Raw genomic sequence first — 19,769 nt, forward strand, 5'->3', positions numbered from 1 at the left:
TTGCCAGCAGCGCTGATACCTTGCCCGGATTGCGGCTATCTCAGAACTGGCGGGGCATCTTTGGGTTGGCGGGCGGATTGAACGCCGGCCTTCATGCCCACGCCGATACGGCGCGCCAATGCCACCCAAGGCGTGGCGGTGTCCGGCGGCAGGGTCTGGGTGGCGACCTCTTCGAACAGGTCCAGCCAATGGGCGAAAAGCTCGGGCCTTACGTCGGGCCGTTCGATATGGACCCGCTGCGGATTTCCGTCATAGCTGCGCTCGTACAATATGGCATTGCGCCAGAAGGCGGCGATTTTGGCCTCATGTGCGGGCCAGTTGTCGACATGGTTGGCAAAGACCGGCCCCAGCAGCGCATCTGTTCGGACACGGGCATAGAAGGCATGAACCTGCGCGTTGATCTGTGCAGGCGTCGCGGGAAAACGCGGGGGCAGGGTTGGTCTGGACATGGGTGGTCTCGGGTTTCGGCTCTGTTCAAGGGCAATACCCGTTTGCGCGGTCATGCTACAGGGGTGGTTTTGTCGCGCTGTCCCGGCGTCAGCAAATGCCGCAACAGGGCCACCGGGTGCGCGCGAAGGCTGAGACGGGTGGCGACGTAATCCTCGACCACCTGCTCGCCCAGCGTCATCTGTGGCAGATGGGCCTCGGGCTCGTCCAGATACTCGCCCTCAAGATCCTGTGAAAACAGGGGCAGGGGTTTGACGGTGGCAATCGCCTTGGCCTGCCACAGAGCCTCGCGCCGGGTCAGGTCGCAGGCAGCAAAGGCATCGGCCTCGGCCAGACGTTCGATCACCGACGGGCCCAGCCCCGCACGGCGCCAGACGTCATCCACTTGGGTATAGCCGTTGCCCCGCGCGGCGGTCAGCCAACTGGCGTCCTCCTCGCTGAGGCCCTTGATCTGGCGGAACCCCAGCCGCAGGGCCAGACCGCCATGGCCGTCGGGTTCCATCACATTGTCCCAGAAACTGGCATTGATGCAGACCGGGCGCACCTGAACGCCGTGTTCGCGGGCATCCCGCACGATCTGGGCCGGCGCATAAAACCCCATCGGTTGCGAGTTCAGCAGGGCGCAGGCGAAAATGCCCGGATGGTGGCATTTGATCCAGGCCGAGGCATAGACCAGCAGCGCAAAGCTGGCCGCGTGGCTTTCGGGAAAGCCATAAGACCCGAACCCTTCGATCTGGCTGAAGCACCGCTCGGCAAAGTCGGCGTCATAGCCGTTGCGCCGCATCCCCCGCAGAAACAGGCTGCGGAACTCGCTGACGGACCCATGTTTCTTGAACGTAGCCAGCGACCGCCGCAGACGGTCTGCCTGTTCCGGGGTGAAGCCTGCGCCAACAATGGCGATCTGCATCGCCTGTTCCTGAAACAGCGGCACGCCCAGCGTCTTGCCCAGCACATCACCCAGCGCGTCCGAGGGGAAGCTGACCTCCTCCTCTCCGTTCCGGCGGCGGATATAGGGGTGGACCATGTCGCCCTGGATGGGGCCGGGGCGGATGATGGCGACCTCGATCACCAGATCATAGAAATTGCGCGGCCGCATCCGGGGCAGAAAGTTCATCTGCGCCCGTGATTCCACCTGAAACACGCCAACGCTGTCTGCCTTGCACAGCATGTCATAGACCGCCGGGTCCTCGGGCGGCAGGGTGGCCAGCGTATAGCCGGTCTGATGATGCTGTCCGATCAGGTCAAAGGCCTTGCGGATGCAGGTGAGCATGCCAAGGCTCAGGACATCGACCTTGAGGATGCCTAAGGAGTCGATATCGTCCTTGTCCCAGCAGATGACCGTGCGGTCCTCCATCGTGGCGTTTTCGATCGGGACAATCTCGTCCAATCGCCCCTCGGTGATGATGAAACCACCGACATGCTGCGAAAGGTGACGGGGGAATCCATTGATCTCATACACCAATGTTAGAGTCTGCTTCAGACGCCTGTCTTCGGGGTCAAGGCCAATCTCGCGCATACGTTCGGCCTCTAGCCCGGCGGCCGAGAAGAACCCCCAGAGCTGCGAGCTGAGCGCCGAGATCGTGTCTTCGGTCAGGCCCATGGCGCGGCCGACCTCACGAATCGCGCGCTTGCCGCGATAATGGATTACGGTGGCGCATAGCCCCGCGCGGTGACGGCCATAGCGTTCATAGATATGCTGGATCACCTCTTCGCGGCGCTCATGTTCGAAATCGACGTCGATATCGGGGGGTTCGTCGCGGGCCTCGGACACGAAGCGCTCAAAGACCATCGTGCCCATCTCGGGGCTGACCTCGGTGATGCCGAGGCAGAAACAGACCACCGAATTGGCCGCCGAGCCGCGCCCCTGGCACAGGATGCCGCGCGCGCGGGCGAAATGGACAATGTCGCGGACGGTCAGGAAATAGGGCTCATACTTCAGCTTGCCAATCAGTGTCAGCTCATGCGCCAGCATGTTTTGGGCCTTTTCCGACGCCCCCGCCGGATAGCGCCAGGCCAGCCCCTCATGCGCCAGACGGTGCAGGCGTTGGGTCGGGGTTTCCTGTTCACTGCCTTCGCTGGGGTATTCATAGCGCAATTCATCAAGCGAAAAGGTGAGCTGTTCGCTGAGGTCATGGGCGCGGGTGACGGCCCCCTCGTGACCCTTGAAGATACGCAGCATTTCCCCCTCGGACCGCAGCCGCTGTTCGCCATTGGCAAGTGCCGCACGGCCCAGGTCATCCACCTTGCGGCGCAGGCGGATGGCGGTCAGCACATCCGCCAGCTTGCGGCGGGTGCCGTGATGCATCAGCGGCGTGGCGCTTGCGAGGGTGGGGATGTCGAGTTGCTTTGATTCAGTCTCTAACAAAGAGAAATACGTACCATCCGCGCCATCGTACCGAGGGTGCATCAGCAGATGCATCCGCCCACCAAAGCGGCGCGTCAACTGTTGCGCCTGTGTCCGCCACGCGCTCGCGCCGCCCTTTGACCGGGCCGCCTGTGGCCAGAGCAGCAGGTGCAGGCCGTCGGAAAACGCCAACAGGTCCGACAGGTGCAGGATGCAATCGCCTTTTTCGGCGCGCAAACGGCCGGTCGACAGGATACGGCACAGGTTGGCCCAGCCCTGCCGGTTGAGCGGCAGGGCTGTGACGGTGGGCGCGTCGGTAAAGATCAGCCGCGCCGCCGGGATCAGGCGCGGCACCGCATGGATCGGATACGAGGGCGGTTTGGGGATGTGATCGGGGCAGGGCGGGCCGATCAGGGTGTTCTGCGCCTCCCACTCCAGCCGTTCGCGCACCTTGCGGGCGATCTCGCGTCCTTGGGTATGGGCGCGCACGATTCCGGCAACCGAGTTGTCATCGGCAATCGCGATGGCGGGCAGGCCCAGGGTGACGGCACGCTCCATATACTCCTCGGGGTGTGAGGCCCCGGTGAGAAAGGTGAAATTCGACGTGATGGACAGTTCGGCATACATGGCGATTCCATATTATATTCACGTTTTGTTCTTTTTCGAGTCCTTTGCGCAGGAAACGGGTCGATTGGGGTGTGCCGGGCGGGCATGGTCGCAAAAAAGGAGCCCCGACATGTTCAAGATCACCGCCCTGCCCACCGCAGAGGTCCGCGCCCTTCAGGCCGGGCACCCGGACGCATATGGAGCAACGCCGGAACGCGCCGTTTCGACCGGCGCTGGCAACCCGTGCCGTCACTGTCTGAAGCACGTTCCCGAGGGTGCCGAAATGCTGATATTGGCACATCGCCCTTTTTCAGAGACACATCCATACGCGGAAACCGGCCCGATATTTCTCTGCGCCGCGCCATGTGAACGCTTTGACGGCACAGAGATGCCCGAGATTCTGACCACGTCGCCGGACTATTTGATCAAGGGGTACGGCAAGGATGACCGGATCGTTTATGGCACGGGCCTTGTTACCCCCACGGACCGGTTGAACGCGGCGGTGGCAGGGATATTCGCCCGCCCGGATGTGGCCTATATCCATGTCCGATCGGCGCGGAACAACTGCTATCAGGCGCGGATCGACCGCGCCTAGAGTTTGACCCGGTGTAGTCCGCGACGCGGCTGGTCCTGATCTTGGGCCGGGGTTTCCGCGGTGCGGGACGAGGTGAGCGCAAGAAAGACGTCTTCGAGGTCGGCTTCTTCGGTGCGGACGTCGCGAATGCGGATATTGGCGGCGCGCACGGATTCCAGCACTTGCTCGGCGCTGGTCTGGGCCGTTTGGTATTGCAGAACAAGGGTGCCATCCTCGCGCAGCGCGGTTTCGACGCCCGGCGCAACCGGCAGGTCGATCACGGGGCTGTCGGGCACGATCACCATCGAGCGGCTGTCCATGCGCCCCAACAGGTTGGCGGTGCTGTCCTGCGCAATCTTTTCTCCGTGGTTGATGATGGCGATCTCGTCACACATCTCTTGCGCCTCTTCGAGGTAATGCGTGGTCAGGATAATGGTCATACCCTGTTCGTTCAGCCGGCGCACATTGGTCCACAGCATCCGGCGCAGCTCGATATCGACGCCGGCGGTGGGTTCGTCCAGAACCAGAACTTTTGGATGGTGCACCAGCGCCTTGGCCAGCAGCAGCCGCCGCCGCATGCCACCGGACAGGGTGCGGGCATAGGCCTCGGCCTTGTCGCTGAGGCCGACAAGTTCAAGAATCTCGTCGCTTTTGCGCTGGGACCTGGGGACGCCGTAGAGGCCGGCCTGAACCTCGAGCGCGCCGCGGGGGGTGAAGAACGGGTCGAGGTTCAATTCTTGCGGCATTACGCCGATCGCGGCGCGCGACTGGCGCGGGTTCTGGTCCTGATCGAACCCCCAGATCGACACATTGCCCGAAGATTTGACCACGAGACCGGCGAGGATGTTGATCAGGGTCGATTTCCCGGCGCCGTTGGGGCCCAAGAGGCCAAAGACCGACCCGCGAGGGATGGTGAGGTCAATCCCCTTGAGCGCCTCTTTCCGGGGCTGCCCCTTGCCGCCCCGATAGGTCTTGCGCAGCGCTTCGATCCTGATTGCCGCATCGTTCATGTGGCTCTTGCCCCCGGTTTGCTCATCGCTCATAAACGCACCTAGTACATGCCCGCGAGGCCGACAACCGAAGAAGGATCGCCAGCCGTGACCATCAAAGCGCCGGAAACCAAGATCGTCGAAACCTCTCGTGTCGCCTGTGATGGTGGCGAAGGGGCTTTGGGGCACCCGCGCGTCTGGCTGCAGATCCCCGAAGATACCGGTTGGGTCGAGTGCCCGTATTGCGATTGCAAATACGTTCTGAAGGGCCATGAGGCCGACGTCTGAGCCAGTGGTTCGGGCCGGGGTTCGAGTATTTTTGAAAAGATGAAGTTCTGAGAGGCGTTCACGGGTGGCCCCGTGGGCCGGGCCGTGGCATTAGTGGTGTCGGGCGGATAAGGAAGAGGGCGCGATGACCATGGCATTTGGCAAAGGGTGTCACCTGCATCTGATCGATGGGTCGGCGTTTATCTTTCGCGCTTATCACGCCCTGCCGCCGTTGACGCGCAAGTCGGACGGGTTGCCGATTGGTGCTGTTTCCGGGTTCTGCAACATGTTGCAGAAATATGTCGAGGACAATGCGGGCCCTGATGCGCCGACCCATGTTGCGGTGATTTTCGACAAGGGGTCGCATACGTTTCGCAACGATCTGTATGACCAGTACAAGGCCAATCGCGAGGCAATGCCCGAGGATTTGCGCCCCCAGATGCCGCTGACCCGCGCGGCGACGCGCGCGTTCAACATCGCCTGCAAGGAGCTTGAGGGCTATGAGGCCGACGACATCATTGCCACCCTGGCGGTTCAGGCGAGGGATGCGGGGGGGCGTGTGACCATTGTCAGCTCGGACAAGGACCTGATGCAGTTGGTCGGCGGCGGCGTGGAAATGCTGGATGCGATGAAGAACAAGCGCATCGACCGGGATGGGGTGTTCGAGAAATTTGGTGTCGGCCCGGAGCGGGTGGTGGATGTGCAGGCGCTGGCCGGGGATTCGGTGGACAACGTGCCGGGCGCGCCGGGCATCGGTGTGAAGACTGCGGCGCTGTTGATCAATGAATACGGTGATCTGGAAACCCTGCTGGATCGTGCCGAGGAAATAAAGCAGCCCAAGCGCCGTCAGACGCTGATTGAAAAGCGCGCGCAGATCGAGCTGTCGAAGAAGCTGGTGCAGTTGGATGAGAACACGCCGCTGGACTTTACGCTGGATGATCTGGAGGTGATGGAGCCCGAGCCAGAGGCACTGCTTGGGTTCCTGGCCGAAATGGAGTTTCGGACGCTGACCAAGCGTATTGCCGACAAGCTGGGGGCCGAGGCCCCGGTGATCGCCGACGCCCCGGCACAAGCGGCAGATGAAAGCGAAGCGGTTGCCATTCCGTTTGACGCATCGAAATACGAATGCGTGCGCGATGCGGATGCGTTGCAAAAGTGGATTGATCAGGCTTATGAGCGCGGTTGGGTGGCGGTGGATACCGAAACCACCGGGCTGAACGAAATGATCGCCGGTCTGGTCGGTATCTCGCTATGCGTTGAGGCGGGCGAGGCCTGCTATGTTCCGTTGACCCATCGCGAGGGGGCCAGCGACGATCTGTTTGGCTCGGACGCGATGGCCGAAGGGCAAATGCCGCTGGATGCGGCTTTGGCCCTGTTGAAACCGATGTTGGAGGATCCTTCGATCCTGAAGATCGGGCAGAACATGAAATACGACGCCAAGATATTCAGGCGCTATGGCGTGGACGTCGCGCCCATAGATGACACGATGCTGATGTCCTATGCGATGCATGGCGGCGAGCATGGTCATGGCATGGATACGTTGTCGGAACGGTATCTGAGCCACACGCCGATCCCGATCAAACCGCTGTTGGGCTCGGGCAAATCGGCGATCACCTTTGACAAGGTGCCGATTGACGAGGCCACGGCCTATGCCGCCGAGGATGCGGATATCACCCTGCGTCTGTGGCAGTTGTTCAAACCGCAACTGCATCAGGTGCAGGTAACGACCGTATATGAAACGCTGGAACGTCCGCTGGTGCCGGTTCTGGCCGAGATGGAGATGCATGGCATCAAGGTCGACCGCGATGTGCTGAGCCGCATGTCGAACGCCTTTGCCCAGAAAATGGCCGGGTTAGAGGCTGATATACACGAGCTGGCGGGTGAAAGTTTCAATGTCGGCTCGCCCGCGCAACTGGGCGAGATCCTGTTCGACAAGATGGGGCTTGAGGGCGGCAAGAAGGGTAAGACCGGCAAGTATTCGACCGGTGCCGACATCCTGGAAGACCTTGCGACCGAGCATGAATTGCCGCGCCGGGTGCTGGACTGGCGGCAGCTTTCCAAGCTGAAATCGACCTATACGGATGCGTTGCAGACCCATATCAACCCCGATACGGGGCGCGTGCATACGTCTTATTCGATCACCGGGGCCAATACGGGGCGTCTGGCCTCGACCGATCCGAACCTACAGAATATTCCCGTTCGGACCGAGGAAGGGCGCCGCATCCGCGAGGCGTTTATTGCCGAGCCGGGCAATGTGCTGGTCAGCCTCGACTATAGCCAGATCGAGCTGCGGATATTGGCGCATATCGCCGATATTCCGGCGCTGAAACAGGCGTTTGCGGATGGGCTGGACATTCACGCGATGACCGCGTCGGAAATGTTCGACGTGCCGCTGGACGAGATGACGCCGGATATCCGCCGTCAGGCCAAGGCGATCAACTTTGGTGTGATCTATGGCATCTCGGGCTTTGGGCTGGCGCGTAACCTGCGTATCCCGCGGGCCGAGGCGCAGGGCTTTATCGACCGTTATTTCGAGCGGTTTCCGGGTATCCGCCAGTACATGGACGACACTGTCGCCTTTGCCAAGGAACACGGGTATGTTCAGACCCTGTTCGGGCGCAAGATCCATACGCCCGAAATCAATGCCAAGGGGCCGCATGCGGGATTTGCGCGGCGGGCCGCGATCAACGCCCCGATCCAGGGGACAGCTGCGGATGTGATCCGGCGGGCCATGGTGCGGATGCCGGACGCAATCGGCGGATTGCCCGCGAAAATGCTGCTGCAGGTGCATGACGAATTGCTGTTCGAAGTGGCCGAGGATGCGGTTGACCCGGTGATCGGCATCGCGCGGGACGTCATGGAAGGAGCGTCTGACCCTGCGGTCAGGCTGGATGTCCGCCTTGTTGTCGACGCGGGCCAGGGCGCCAACTGGGCCGAGGCACATTAGCCCCGTCCACCGCCACGAGCAGGCTGGTCAGGGTTCTGACCGGACCAGCAAGGCCACAAGCCGCCGGGTCAGGGGCGCCACGAAAAGGACAACGATGAAAGCCACGGGCCAGCTGAGGCTCCAGGCTCCCATCCAGCTTGCGAGGGTCTGCGGGCCCAGGCCAATTTCTTTTACCGTGGCGATGCATGTCACGATGCACGACATGAAGCCGGACAGAAGCAAGCCAAACAGAACCGGTGCGAAACGAGCAGGCAGCATGAGGATTTCCTTATGACGGTTTGGCTTCATATGCGATAAAACAGATATGAATTCCAGTGCCATTTGCGCGCATTCAACCCATCCATTGCAAAGATGATTTGGTGAGTGCGGTTGTGGGTGTGTATTCGGCAGTGATCCAGCCGTCATACCCGGTCTGCGCCATGGCCGCGCGGAGGGCCGGAAAGTCCAGTCGTCCCTGTCCGGGTTCGGTGCGATCCGGCGCAGAGCCGATCTGAACATGGCAGACCAGTTCACTGTAGGCGTCCCAGACGGCCACGGGGTCGCCATGGATCATGTCGGCGTGAAAGCTGTCAAATTGCAGCCCGACATTGGGCCGGTCGACCTGCTGCAAGATCTCGGCCGCTTGCGCATAATCGTTCAGGAAATACCCGGGGTTTGAAACGGGGTTGAGCGGTTCGATGGTAAAGGCCTGTGCGGGCGCGTGATCGGCGGCCCATTGCAGGTTGCGCACAAAGCAATCCAGCGCCGCCGCGTCTTGGGTGTAGCCAGCCATCAGATGAATGAAGGCCGGGCGCAGCATTTCGGCATAGCGCAGAACGCGGCGCGTGTCGGATTGAAACCGGCCTTCCTGGTCTGGCAGGGCCGCATAGCCGGGCGTTCCGCCCGCGTAATTCGGCGGAGGCGCGTTGATCAGGACCAGATCAAGCCCGTTTGACAGCAACGCCCTGCGGGTTTCCTTGGCGGGAACGTCATAGGGGTACAGGATTTCCACCGCCTCGAATCCGGCCTCGGCCGCTGCGCGAAACCGGTCAAGATATGGCAGTTCGCCAAAAAGCAGGGAAATATTTGCGGCAATTCTGTGCATTGAAACCTCGGTGCGTGGCGATCGGACATTAGTCTTGGAAATTTCCGCGCGAAAGAGACTGAAAACGACAGATTGTCGAAAATCGGCCAGATCACCCGGTTCAGATCAGTGACCTTTGGGCCATCACGGCGAATCATTTCAAAGCCGCCGTGCCAACAGAAGGTTTGATTTCAATGGCCATGAGCCCAGACCCCGCGCGCGGGAATACCCTTTTTGCGTCTGGCCGACAGCGGTCTGCCCTGTCGGGGAATGGGCTGGCGATGGCGTCGATGCTGACATGGGCGGCGGGGTTCCCGGCGGCCGAGGTTCTGTTGCAAAGCTGGCCGCCTGTCGCTTTGCTCACCGCGCGGTTTGCCTTTGCGCTGCTGTTCATGATCCCGATCTGGGTTCTGATCGACGGGCCCGAGCGGGTCTTGCGGGCACCTTGGGGGCGGGCTTTGCTGGTCGGTGGCGGCCTGGGATCGGGGATGTTCCTGATCATCGTGGCCCAGAAACTGACCGACCCCGTTACCGTGGCGATCATTGCGTCGTGCGCGCCGCTGGTTGCGACGCTGCTTGAGCTTGCGTCGGGCACCCGTCGTTTACGGTGGAATTTTGCGCTGGGCGTTGTGGTGTCGATTGTTGGCGGGGTGATTGCCACCAGCGCGGTTGCGCCCGCACAACTGGGGCTGGGTGCGGCTTGTGCAGTGGTGTCCACGGGCCTGTTTTGCTGGGCCAGCATGGCAACGGCGCGCGACTTTCCCCGGCTCAGCCAATTTGGCCGAACCACGATTTCGCTGTCCGGTGGTCTGGTCGTCGCAACCCTATTGATGCTGGGGTCCGCCCTGGCCGGCGTCGACGTTATGCCGAGGGGACCAATTGATGGGCAACAGCTGGGGATGCTTGCGATCTTTTCGCTGTTGGCAATGGGCCTGAGCCAGGTCCTGTTCATTGCCTCGGTGGGGCGGCTGGGCGTCGCGCTGGCCTCGTTCCATATCAACGTGGCGCCGTTCTATGTCATGGTCATCATGCTGGTGCTGGGCGATGACTGGAACTGGACCCGTGCCCTGGGGGCGGGGATTGTGGCCATGGCCGTGGTTCTGGCGCAAGATCGCGAACGGCCCTGTCCGGCCTAGAAACCGTTCATCTCGTCCGAGCGAACAAGGGCAAAAAACGCCCCCCGGGACCAGACCCCGAACCAGCCGTCATGGTCCACGCCAAGCTCGGAAAGCCTGTAAAAGCTTTTGCGATCAACCCGCGCTTCGAGGTTGCGGCGGATCAGGACATAGGGAACAGGCGTGCCCGTTTCAGGGCTTGTCACAATTCGGATTGGGTGATCCGCTCCGGCGATGGCCGTATCGCCGACCTGCGTGGTGAAGGTCAGAACCTGCGCGATGCCATCCCCCTGCACGTCAAAATCAACGGCGATGAATGGCGCATCCTCGACGGTGATTCCCACCTTTTCGACGGGCGTCACAAGAAAGTACTGGTCGCCCTCTTTCTTAAGAATTGACGAAAAAAGCTTCACAAGCTCGAACCGGTTGATCGGCGAACCCATATAAAACCATGTCCCATCCTTGGCGATGCGCATGTCCAGATCGCCGCAAAACGGAGGATTCCACAGGTGAACGGGCGGCAAACCCTTGGTTTTGGCCGATTTGACCGAGGCCGCCAGACCATCGGGCGAAGGTGTCACAGGTTTTTGTCCGCTCATTGCTTTTGCCATTTCCTCTCAGCGCGATACACTTCAATCATATTAGTCCACGGAAGGGAAAGTCATGACCGAACCTGCCGACCTCGTATCCGAGATCGAAGCGCTGGAAGACAAGCTGCAAGAGGCCAAGACCTCGATCACCCGCCGCTTCATCGGGCAGGAACGGGTCGTGGACCTGACCCTGACGGCGTTGCTATGCGGCGGCCATGCTTTGCTGATCGGGTTGCCGGGGCTGGGCAAGACACGGCTGGTCGAAACCCTGTCCACGGTGATGGGCCTGCACGGAAACCGCATCCAGTTCACGCCGGATCTTATGCCCGCCGATATCCTGGGATCCGAGGTTCTGGATACCGGCGAGGATGGCAGCCGCCATTTCCGGTTCATCCCCGGCCCGATCTTTTGCGAGTTGCTGATGGCCGACGAAATCAACCGTGCCAGCCCGCGAACGCAATCGGCGCTGTTGCAGGCGATGCAGGAACGCACCGTGACTGTCGCGGGCGAAGACCGTGCCCTTGATCAGCCCTTCCATGTTCTGGCAACGCAAAACCCGATCGAACAGGAAGGCACCTATCCCTTGCCCGAGGCGCAGCTTGACCGGTTCCTGGTTCAGATTGACGTGGATTACCCCGACCGCGAAACCGAGCGGGACATCCTGTTGGCGACAACCGGGGTCGAAGAAGACAGCGCGCATGAAATCTTTACCAAGGACGAGTTGTTGGCGGCGCAGGTGCTGTTGCGCCGTATGCCGGTGGGCGATTCGGTCGTGGAGCTGATCCTTGATCTGGTGCGCGCATTCCGCCCGGACGAGGCGGGCGTTTCCGAAAGGGTCGCCGAAACCGTGGCCTGGGGCCCCGGCCCGCGCGCGGCGCAAGCCCTGATGATGACGGTGCGTGCCCGCGCGATGTTGCAGGGGCGTCTGGCGCCAAATGCCGAAGACGTGCTGGATATGGCCCGCCCGGTTCTGAGCCATCGCATGGCGCTGAACTTTGCGGCACGGGCCCGTGGGGACAGCCTGGCCGAGCTGATTGACAGCACCGCCGCCGGTCTGATCCGCACCGAGGCTGCGGCGTGAATGCGGCGCTGACCCTTCGCGAACGGTCCGAGGCCGAGGCGTCCCGGCTGCCGCCATTGCTGGCGCGGGCCGAGCATCTTGCGGGCACGGTGTTGCTGGGCGATCACGGGCGCAGGCGGTCGGGTCTGGGCGATGATTTCTGGCAATACCGCCCGGCGCAGATCGGTGACAGCCGCCGGATGATCGACCATCGCCGCTCTGCCCGCGGGGATCAGCAATTCGTACGCGAGCGGGAATGGCAAATTGCGCAATCCATCATGCTGTGGGTCGATCAGGGGGCATCCTTGCGGTTTGCCTCGGGTCCGTCGCTGCCGACCAAGGCAGACCGCGCGCGGCTGCTGGGTCTGGCCACGGCGATTCTGCTGGTGCGCGGGGGCGAGCGCGTTGGGCTGACGGGAACAACCTTGCCCCCGCGGCGTGGCAATGCCCAGATCGTTCGCCTTGCACAGGCCTGGTCCGAAGATGCCGCGCCGGATTATGCGCCGCCGGAACATCGGGCCATGATCCCCCATGCGCGCGCGGTGTTCATTTCCGACTTTCTCGGGCCGTTGGACGAGGTTGAGCTGGCACTGACCAAAGCCGCCGACCGGGGCGTGCGCGGTGTCCTGATGCAGGTTCTCGATCCGGGCGAAGAAACTTTTCCCTATCAGGGCCGGACAATCTTTGAAAGCGTGGGCGGAACCGTCCGTCACGAAACCCTGAAAGCCGGAGAGCTGCGCGAACGCTATCTGGACCGGATGGCGCGCCGCAAGGATGCCCTGTTGCAGCTTTGCCATGCGACGGGATGGCAACTGGGGCTGCATCACACGGGCGACAGCGCGCAGATGGCCATGTTGTGGCTCTATCGTGCGCTGGATGGGGGAACGCGATGACGGTTCTGGCTGGTATCGGCTTTACCGCGCCGTGGGTTCTGCTGGGTCTTCTGACCCTTCCGATCCTGTGGCTGGTTCTGCGTGCGGTGCCGCCTGCGCCGATCCGGCGTCTGTTCCCTGCGGTCACGCTGTTGCTGGGGTTGAAGGACGACGAAAGTGTCTCGGACCGGACACCGTGGTGGCTGTTGCTGCTGCGGATGCTGGCCGCTGCGGCGATCATCATAGGGCTGGCCGGTCCGGTCCTGAACCCTTCGCGCGATCAGCAGGGGTCGGGTCCGCTTTTGCTGGTGCTTGATGCCAGTTGGGCGGGCGCCGGGCGCTGGGCGTCCACGCTGGACCAGATCGACGCGCAACTGATCGAGGCCGGCCGGTCGGGCCGTCCGGTGTCGATCCTGCCTCTGACGGAACCCGAACCGCCGGTCTTTCAGGCGGCCGAGGCCTGGCGGGGGCGTCTGCCCGGCCTGGCCCCGATGCCCTGGCAGCCGACCGAATTGCAGGTCGACCAGGTGCTGCAGGCGCTTGAACAGGTCGAAGGCGGTTTCGACACCAATTGGTTCAGCGACAAGATCACATTCGCGGGGCACGAGGCGATCGTGTCGGCGTTGCAGGCGCGTGGCGGGGTCACCGTCTATCAGTCCGCCGCACCGGTGATGGCCGTTCTGCCCGCAACCTACAAGGACGGGGCCATCCAGCTGACGGTGATCCGGTCCGCGCCGGGCCCGGCCGCCACTGTCAATCTGCTTGCCATGGGCCGCGACCCCGCAGGCACAATGCGCAGGCTGCAATCCACGGCGCTTGCCTTCGAAAGCGGCGCAACGCGGGCCGAGGTCGAACTGGCGCTGCCATCGGAATTGCGCGCCCGGATCACCCGGTTTGAAATCGAAGGCACCCGCTCGGCCGGGGCGGTGACGCTGACCGATGACAGCCTGCGCCGCCGCGAGGTCGCCCTGATTGCCGGAACCCGCAACCGCGAGGGCCTGGAACTGTTGTCGCCGCTGCATTACCTGACCCAGGTCCTGGTCCCGACCGCCGATTTCCTGGACGGCGCGCTGCCGGATGTCCTGCCGGCCAATCCTGACGTTATCGTTCTTGCCGACGTGGCCAGTTTGTCACCGGCGGAACAGGACGGCCTGGTGGACTGGGTCGAACAGGGCGGGTTGTTGCTGCGCTTTGCCGGGCCGCGCATGGCCGCCAGCGATCTGGGGCGCGACAGCGAAGACGCCTTGCTGCCGGTCCGCCTGCGCAGCGGCGGGCGATCTGTCGGCGGCGCCATGAGCTGGGGTGAGGCCAAGGGTCTGGCGCCGTTTGACGAGGACTCGCCGTTTTACGGCCTCGGTATCCCGGCCGATGTCGTGGTCAGCACGCAGGTGATGGCACAACCAGACCCTAACCTTGCGGATCGTGTCATCGCGTCGCTGTCAGACGGCACGCCGCTTGTCACCCGCAAGACGCTGGGATTGGGCCAGGTCGTTCTGTTCCACGTTACCGCAGACGCGGAATGGTCCAGCTTGCCACTGTCCGGTCTGTTTGTCGAAATGCTGGACCGCCTGGCGGTCGCCTCGGCGGCGAAGACCCGGCAAGAGGCGCAGCTTCAGGGTACGACATGGGAACCGATCCAGATCCTGGACGGGTTTGGTGCCCTGTCCGATGCGGGCAATCTTGCGGGGGTGGACGGCGTTGACCTGCTGACCGGCCCGGTCGGACCCGACCTTAGGCCCGGACTTTATGAAAGCGGCAAGCAGAAACTGGCGCTGAACGCCGTATCCGGCGACGCGGGACTGACCCCGGCGACATGGCCAGCCAACGTGCCGGTCAAAGGACAGGAAGTCAGCACCGAAACCCCGCTTGGCGGCTTGCTGCTTGGCCTTGCCCTGCTGCTTTTGACGGCGGATGTCGTTGCGTCGCTGGCTTTGTCTGGCCGGTTGGGGCTGGCACGCGCGGCGACCCTGGTGCTGGGCGTGCTTCTGGCCGTGCCACAGGCGCAGGCCCAGGATGCCGCCGATACCGAATTTGCGCTTGCTGCAACCCACGAGCTTGTGCTGGCGCATGTCCTGACAGGCAATGCCCAGGTGGACGATGTCGCACTGGCCGGGATGCGCGGGCTGGCGCAAACCCTGTATTTCCGCACTTCGGTCGAGCCTGCCGACCCGATAGGCGTGGACCTTGAACGCGATGAACTGGCCTTTTTCCCGCTGTTGTACTGGCCGATTACGCCCGATCAGCCGCAACCATCGGCGGCGGCTTATGCCAAGCTGAACGCTTATCTGCGGTCGGGCGGGATGATTCTGTTCGATACGCGGGACGGCGACATCGCCGGTTTCGGCGCCTCAAGCCCCAATGGCCGCAAGTTGCAAACCCTGGCCGGGCCTCTGAATATCCCCGCGTTAGAGCCTGTTCCGCGTGATCACGTCCTGACACGAGCCTTCTATCTGTTGCAGGATTTTCCGGGCCGTTACGTCGGCACCGAGGTCTGGGTCGAAGCCGCCCCGCCGGATGCCGAACAGATCGAGGGGATGCCGTTCCGAAACCTCAATGACAACGTCACGCCGGTGGTGATTGGCGGCAATGACTGGGCCGCGGCCTGGGCTGTTGACCGCAATGGCCAGGCCTTGCTGCCCGTCGGGCGCGGCTACGCCGGAGAACGCCAGCGCGAATTGGCGAACCGGTTTGGCGTCAATCTGGTGATGCATGTGCTGACCGGGAATTATAAGTCCGACCAGGTCCATGTGCCTGCTCTTTTGGATAGGTTGGGCCAATGACCGGAACCGTCATATTCGACCCGCTGATCCCGTGGCCCGTGTTGATTTCCATCGCCGGGCTGGCCCTTGGCGGCATAGTGCTGGCGCTGTGGCGCGGGTTGTCGGGCTGGGCCTTGCGCGGGTTGGCCGTCGCGGTGATCGTCGCCGCGTTGTCGGGGCCGGTTTATCAGGTCGAGGATCGTGCCCCGCTGACGGATATCGTTCTGATGATCGAAGATGAAAGCGCCAGCCAGACGCTTTCGGACCGGGCCGAGCAGACATCCCTGGCCGCCGAGGCGCTGGCCGATGCGATCCTGACGCGGGACAATACCGAACTGCGCCATATTCGCGTCGGCGACGGCGAGGGCGACGAAGGTACACAGGTGATGACCGCGCTGAACACCGCCCTGGCGGAAGAACCGCGCGCGCGGATCGCTGGCATCCTCGTGATATCCGACGGGATTGTTCATGATGCCGACCAGGCGCCAGAGCTGCCCGCGCCGATGCACCTGTTGCAGACCGGCCGCGCCGCCGACTGGGACCGCAGGCTGATCGTGCGAAATGCACCCGCCTTTGCCATCATCGGAGAGCCGGTGACCCTGACCCTGCGGATCGAGGATAGCGGCGCGGCGCCGGTCAGTGCCGCCTCGGCCCCGCTTGAGATATCGGTGGGCGGCGGTGCGCCGCAGCAGGTCACCATCCCCGTCGGCGTGGATGTCGAATTGCCGGTTACCCTGCCGCATGGCGGGCGCAACGTCATCCGGTTCTCGGTGCCCGAAGCCCAGGGAGAGCTGACCGATCGCAACAACACGGCCTTGATCCAGATGAACGGGGTCCGTGACCGGCTGCGGGTGCTGCTTGTCTCGGGCGAACCGCATCCTGGCGGGCGGACCTGGCGCAACCTGTTGAAATCGGACAGTTCGGTCGATCTGGTGCATTTCACCATCCTGCGCCCGCCCGAAAAGCAGGATGGCGTGCCGGTTGACGAATTGTCCCTGATTGCCTTTCCAACGCGCGAGCTGTTTCTGGAAAAGATCAACGACTTTGATCTGATAATCTTCGACCGCTACAAACGGCGCGGCATTCTGCCTGCAATCTATCTGGATAACGTCAACAACTATATCAACGATGGTGGCGCGGTTCTGATTGCGGCGGGGCCGGATTTTGCCACCGCCGACAGTATCTTCCGTTCGCCCCTGGGGCCGGTCGTGCCCGCCCATCCGACGGCGCGTGTCATCGAGGACCGTTTTGTCCCGATGGTTACCGATCTGGGCCAGCGCCACCCGGTCACTGCGGATCTGGGACAGTCCGACACATGGGGGGCGTGGTTGCGCCAGATCGACGTGATCCACCGGTCCGGCGCGTTGCTGATGACCGGCAAGGATGACCGCCCGCTGCTGGTGCTGGACAGGGTGGGCAAGGGGCGCGTGGCCCTGCTGGCCTCGGATCATGCTTGGCTTTGGAGCAGGGGCTTTGACGGCGGCGGGCCTCAGCTGGAACTGCTGCGCAGGCTGGCGCATTGGATGATGAAAGAGCCCGAACTGGAAGAAGAGGCGCTGTGGGCCGAGGCCAACGGGCAAACAATGCGCATCATTCGCCAGTCGCTTGAAAACGAGGTCGGGCCGGTCACCATCACGCTGCCCAATGGCGAAACGCGCGAGATCACCCTGACCGAAGTGTCTCCGGGCCGGTTCGAGGCCCTGTTCACCGGCCCCGAGATCGGGCTTTACCGTTTGCAGGAAGGTGAACAATCCGCCGTGATCGGCCTGGGGCCAGCCGCCCCGAAAGAGTTCGAGCGCACGATTGCCACCGGCGAAATTCTGGACCCGGTCCTGTCGCCCTTGCGTGGGGGTGTCATGGCGCTGGAAGACGGCGTACCTGCCATCCGCAACACTCGCGCCGGGCGGCCCGCGGCGGGGCGCGGCTGGATCGGAATTACGCCCCGCAACGCTTATGAGACACGCGATGTCACACAGGCCGGGTTGCTGCCGCCCTGGCTGGTTCTGGTCTTGGCGGGCGGTTTCCTTCTGGGCGGATGGCTGCGCGAAGGCCGCAGCTAGGCGCGCCCATCGTCAGTCGATCCGCACCCGCACCCTGTCGGACCGCCCGGTGGCGTCCACGACCACCAGCGCAGCAAATCCCGGCCCCGGATTGGGGATCTCAAATTCCCGCTGCCGCTGTCCGGTCACGACCGGCACGCCATCTGCCAGAACCGAAAACGGGCCGGTTCCGCCGCGCAGTTTTACGGTCAGTGGCGCGCCTTGTGTCTCTAACACGGCATTTTCGGGGGGAAACAACATGCGAGGGGCCGCAGCGGCGCTGTCGAATGCGGTGGTTCGGGGGCGAAAGCGTTGCAGGGGTGGCGGCAGTTGCGCGGCGCCGACAAGCAAGGTCGCGGGCGGTGGCGGTGGCAGGGCCGTGAAATCCGGGGCGATGTGGCCAAAAGCGTCAAACAGCAGCGGAGCGGCCAGATCGCCGCCAAACGCGCCCGGAACCGGTGTGCCATCCGCGCGGCCCAGCCACACGCCGATCACATGCCGGCCGTCAAACCCGATGGCCCAGGCGTCCCGGTGCCCATAGGACGTTCCGGTTTTATAGGCCAGAATGTCCGGCCGCGCGCCGGGCGGCGGTGCAAGGCCCGTCAGGATATCCGCCACTTGCCATGCGGCGGTGTCTGAAAGGATACGCGCGGTCGGGGCTGTCTGGGCCAGTGCCAGATGGTGCAGGCCGGGGCCCTGCCCCCCGGCTGCGATTGCCGTGTAAAGCTGGACGAGGTCATGCAGGCTGATCCCCACGCCGCCAAGGGAAATGGCCAGCCCCGGCGTGCCGCCCGGTAATTGCGGATCGGTTCGCGCGTTGCGCAGGGCCGCCATGACGCGGGCAGGCCCCAAGGCGTCGGTCAGCCTTACGACAGGAATGTTCAGCGACATTTGCAGCGCGTCCCGTACCCGAACATCCCCGCGAAAAATGCCGTCAAAATTGCGCGGGGCATAGCGGCCAAACATCACGGGGCTGTCGCTGATCAGCGTTTCGGGGTGGGCCAGCCCCTGATCGAAGGCCAGCCCATAGACCAGAGGTTTCAGGGTCGAGCCGGGCGAGCGCAGGGCGCGGGTCATGTCCACGAACCCCTGCCGCGCATCCGCATACCCCGCCGACCCGACCGAAGCCAGGATTTCGCCGGTGTGATAGTCGACCGCGATCAGCGCTGCGGATACCCGGTCGCCTGCATCGAATGCGGTCTGTGCCACCAGCGGCTCTAACCGGGCCTGGAGCCCGGCATCCAGGGTCAGGTCGTGGGGTCCGGCCTGCGGCAGCATCTGGCGCGTGCGTTCTGTCAGATGGGGCGCAAGCCGGGGGAAAGACCTCATCCGCGCGGGCACAGGGTCGGTCTGGGCGGCGCGGGCTTCCTGTTGGGTCAACTCACCCTGCCGGGCCATGCGTTGCAGGACGCGGTCACGGGCGGTTCGGGCGGCGCGCGGGTGCCGGTCGGGCCGTCGTGCCTCGGGCGATTGGGGCAGGGCCACCAACAGGGCGGCCTGGGCGGGCGTCAGGCGAACGGGGTCTTTCCCGAACCACGCCCGCGCCCCGGCCCGGACCCCTTCGAGATTGCCGCCATAGGGCGCGTGGGTCAGGTAGAGGGTCAGGATCTGATGCTTGGTAAAGCGCCTTTCCAGCGCCAGGGCCACGCGGATCTGGCGCAGCTTCCCGCTCCAGCGTCCGGTCGGACCGTCTTCGATCAGCCGCGCGACCTGCATCGTCAGGGTCGAGCCGCCGGACACCGTACGTCCGGCCCGCAGCGACTGCCCCGCCGCGCGCAGCAGGGCGGTGGGGTCCACGCCGTTATGGGACCAGAACCGCTTGTCTTCATAGCGCACCAGCATGTCGACAAACTGCGGGTCGACCGGGCCGGGGCGAAGCCGCCATATGCCGTCGGCCATAGGAAATGCGCGCAGCAAGGCGCCGTTCCGGTCGCGCATCTCGACCGAGGTTTCCGCCAGCACCGGCGGCAGCCGGGTTGCGGTGATCCAGTCGTCGGCCCGATCGCGCGCAAAGCCTGCAATGTACAGGGCCCCGGCAAGGGCAAGCAACAGGCGCGCGGGCCTAGGCATGGCGCTGGTCCGCCGTCACGGGAACAG

Annotated in this window: 15 protein-coding genes; 8 read left to right on the top strand and 7 right to left on the bottom strand. The window is 63.5% G+C overall.

Annotated features, from left to right (window positions below; translation table 11 throughout):
- Positions 1-35: 35 nt before the first annotated feature.
- Positions 36-449, bottom strand: coding sequence for a group III truncated hemoglobin (locus tag ACXAG8_RS09415; protein ID WP_475223608.1), 414 nt, complete (start codon positions 447-449; stop codon positions 36-38).
- Between the two features lie 50 nt (positions 450-499).
- The gene (locus tag ACXAG8_RS09420) at positions 500-3,418 is read right to left on the bottom strand and encodes an error-prone DNA polymerase (protein ID WP_475223609.1); all 2,919 of its coding nucleotides are present in this window, start codon (positions 3,416-3,418) and stop codon (positions 500-502) included.
- Positions 3,419-3,527: 109 nt separating this feature from the next.
- On the opposite strand from ACXAG8_RS09420, the gene ACXAG8_RS09425 reads away from it, so the two are divergent.
- On the top strand, positions 3,528-3,992 hold the full coding sequence (locus ACXAG8_RS09425) for a DUF1203 domain-containing protein (protein WP_475223610.1): 465 nt from the start codon (positions 3,528-3,530) through the stop codon (positions 3,990-3,992).
- Here the strand turns inward: ACXAG8_RS09425 and ACXAG8_RS09430 are convergent.
- Positions 3,989-4,981, bottom strand: a complete 993-nt coding sequence (locus tag ACXAG8_RS09430) for an ABC transporter ATP-binding protein (protein WP_475224142.1) — start codon at positions 4,979-4,981, stop codon at positions 3,989-3,991. The two genes, ACXAG8_RS09425 and ACXAG8_RS09430, sit on opposite strands and share 4 nt — an antisense overlap.
- A gap of 87 nt (positions 4,982-5,068) precedes the next feature.
- Here ACXAG8_RS09430 and ACXAG8_RS09435 point away from each other — a divergent pair, with 87 nt between their 5' ends.
- Both ACXAG8_RS09435 and polA read left to right on the top strand, forming a co-directional pair.
- Positions 5,069-5,248: a zinc-finger domain-containing protein gene (locus ACXAG8_RS09435; protein WP_475223611.1), complete on the top strand. Its 180-nt coding sequence runs from the start codon at positions 5,069-5,071 to the stop codon at positions 5,246-5,248.
- A gap of 124 nt (positions 5,249-5,372) precedes the next feature.
- Positions 5,373-8,174 carry a DNA polymerase I gene (gene polA, locus ACXAG8_RS09440; RefSeq protein WP_475223612.1) on the top strand — a complete coding sequence of 934 codons (2,802 nt, stop codon included), beginning with the start codon at positions 5,373-5,375 and terminating at the stop codon, positions 8,172-8,174.
- Positions 8,175-8,201: 27 nt separating this feature from the next.
- Here polA and ACXAG8_RS09445 read toward each other — a convergent pair whose 3' ends face one another.
- Positions 8,202-8,432 (bottom strand): DUF2798 domain-containing protein, encoded by a 231-nt coding sequence (locus tag ACXAG8_RS09445; protein ID WP_475223613.1) that lies wholly within the window; start codon positions 8,430-8,432, stop codon positions 8,202-8,204.
- A gap of 73 nt (positions 8,433-8,505) precedes the next feature.
- Entirely contained in the window at positions 8,506-9,258 is a 753-nt protein-coding gene (locus tag ACXAG8_RS09450) for a hydroxypyruvate isomerase family protein (RefSeq protein WP_475223614.1), read from the bottom strand.
- 179 nt (positions 9,259-9,437) lie between these two features.
- Here ACXAG8_RS09450 and ACXAG8_RS09455 point away from each other — a divergent pair, with 179 nt between their 5' ends.
- On the top strand, positions 9,438-10,373 hold the full coding sequence (locus ACXAG8_RS09455) for a DMT family transporter (RefSeq protein ID WP_475223615.1): 936 nt from the start codon (positions 9,438-9,440) through the stop codon (positions 10,371-10,373).
- Here the strand turns inward: ACXAG8_RS09455 and ACXAG8_RS09460 are convergent.
- Positions 10,370-10,951 (bottom strand): DUF1285 domain-containing protein, encoded by a 582-nt coding sequence (locus ACXAG8_RS09460; RefSeq protein WP_475223616.1) that lies wholly within the window; start codon positions 10,949-10,951, stop codon positions 10,370-10,372. The two genes, ACXAG8_RS09455 and ACXAG8_RS09460, sit on opposite strands and share 4 nt — an antisense overlap.
- Positions 10,952-11,015: 64 nt before the next feature.
- Here ACXAG8_RS09460 and ACXAG8_RS09465 point away from each other — a divergent pair, with 64 nt between their 5' ends.
- The 4 genes from ACXAG8_RS09465 to ACXAG8_RS09480 are packed head-to-tail and all read left to right on the top strand — an operon-like array spanning position 11,016 to position 17,693.
- Entirely contained in the window at positions 11,016-12,023 is a 1,008-nt protein-coding gene (locus ACXAG8_RS09465; RefSeq protein ID WP_475223617.1) for an AAA family ATPase, read from the top strand.
- Positions 12,020-12,895: a DUF58 domain-containing protein gene (locus ACXAG8_RS09470; RefSeq protein ID WP_475223618.1), complete on the top strand. Its 876-nt coding sequence runs from the start codon at positions 12,020-12,022 to the stop codon at positions 12,893-12,895. The genes ACXAG8_RS09465 and ACXAG8_RS09470 overlap by 4 nt, the downstream gene beginning before the upstream one ends.
- A complete protein-coding gene (locus tag ACXAG8_RS09475) occupies positions 12,892-15,654 on the top strand; it encodes a DUF4159 domain-containing protein (protein WP_475223619.1) in 2,763 nt (920 codons plus the stop codon). The genes ACXAG8_RS09470 and ACXAG8_RS09475 overlap by 4 nt, the downstream gene beginning before the upstream one ends.
- Entirely contained in the window at positions 15,651-17,693 is a 2,043-nt protein-coding gene (locus ACXAG8_RS09480) for a hypothetical protein (RefSeq protein ID WP_475223620.1), read from the top strand. Before ACXAG8_RS09475 ends, ACXAG8_RS09480 begins: the two co-directional genes overlap by 4 nt.
- 12 nt (positions 17,694-17,705) lie before the next feature.
- Here ACXAG8_RS09480 and pbpC read toward each other — a convergent pair whose 3' ends face one another.
- Complete coding sequence (gene pbpC / locus ACXAG8_RS09485) at positions 17,706-19,742, bottom strand: penicillin-binding protein 1C (protein WP_475223621.1); 2,037 nt, start codon at positions 19,740-19,742, stop codon at positions 17,706-17,708.
- Positions 19,743-19,769 lie beyond the last annotated feature (27 nt).

It is taken from the genome of Ruegeria sp. ABD4_443, assembly GCF_056160865.1.